This window comes from Burkholderia sp. LMG 13014, assembly GCF_905232215.1.
GTDB lineage: Bacteria > Pseudomonadota > Gammaproteobacteria > Burkholderiales > Burkholderiaceae > Burkholderia.
The window spans coordinates 1-785 of sequence record NZ_CAJNKE010001072.1; the positions used below are offsets into that span (position 1 = coordinate 1).

Here is a 785-nt window from a genome sequence, read left to right on the forward strand (position 1 = left end):
AGAACCCCCGCCCGAAAGGCGGGGGGTTTTTGCATTTCGGCGGCGCAAATGTGCGCGAAGTACTCGGCATGGCTACATGTCGTGCTGCACGCATTGATGCATCGCGATGCCGTCGGATGCGGAAAGGATGGAACGCAACTTTCCGTTTGTTGTGACGGTTGTTGACGTTGCTTGCAGCGCTGCCGAGGACCATTTGCGTCAAGGCGTGCGCCGAAGGGCTGCGTGCCGAGCCATCACCAGGCAGTAGAGCCGCGCAAAGCGGCCAGCGCTGCGTATTCCTCCTCCCTATCCTCTTCTTGGGCAGCTGCACCATAGGGCTGCTCGCGCCAGTTCAGCGCGCTGTAGTCGGGCGTGATGATGACCCTTCGGGAGGCAAAGCTGAACCGAAGATAGACGCGATCACCCGGCTTGAATCCGAACATCTCGAAATGCGCGTCGATGGCGCGCATCCATGGCATGTACGGTTGGCCATCCTGGGGAAGGTCCGGCTTGTTGCCGAGGGTCAGCTCAACCTCGGGATACTGTTTGAGCTTCTTGGGACGTGACTTACTATAGGCGTTAGCCATCTTCCGACTCCTCTACTGAGTTGGTGGTGGTCAGCGGGTCGTATGGGTGGCAGCCCATGCGGCCCGCGCTTTTTGCGGTGATGCCGTTTGAGTCTACCTAACTGGGCATCTCGAAATATGGAAAATTGGAGGAGTGGCCAAACGGCATAGCTTCCTGAGACTGCGAAGCAATCAAACGCGTTGACGGTGAGCCTTGTAAGCCTGTTTGTGGGCACCAGG

Annotated in this window: 1 protein-coding gene; it reads right to left on the minus strand. The window is 58.3% G+C overall.

Annotated elements, in window-relative coordinates:
* Positions 1 to 233: 233 nt before the first annotated feature.
* Complete coding sequence (locus JYJ84_RS37445) at positions 234 to 566, minus strand: hypothetical protein (protein ID WP_175223714.1); 333 nt, start codon at positions 564 to 566, stop codon at positions 234 to 236.
* Between the last annotated feature and the right edge of the window lie 219 nt (positions 567 to 785).

Bases quoted from the DNA above. Each gene is read 5' to 3' on its own strand.
- JYJ84_RS37445 (WP_175223714.1), bottom strand. From the start codon at position 566: ATGGCTAACGCCTATAGTAAGTCACGTCCCAAGAAGCTCAAACAGTAT.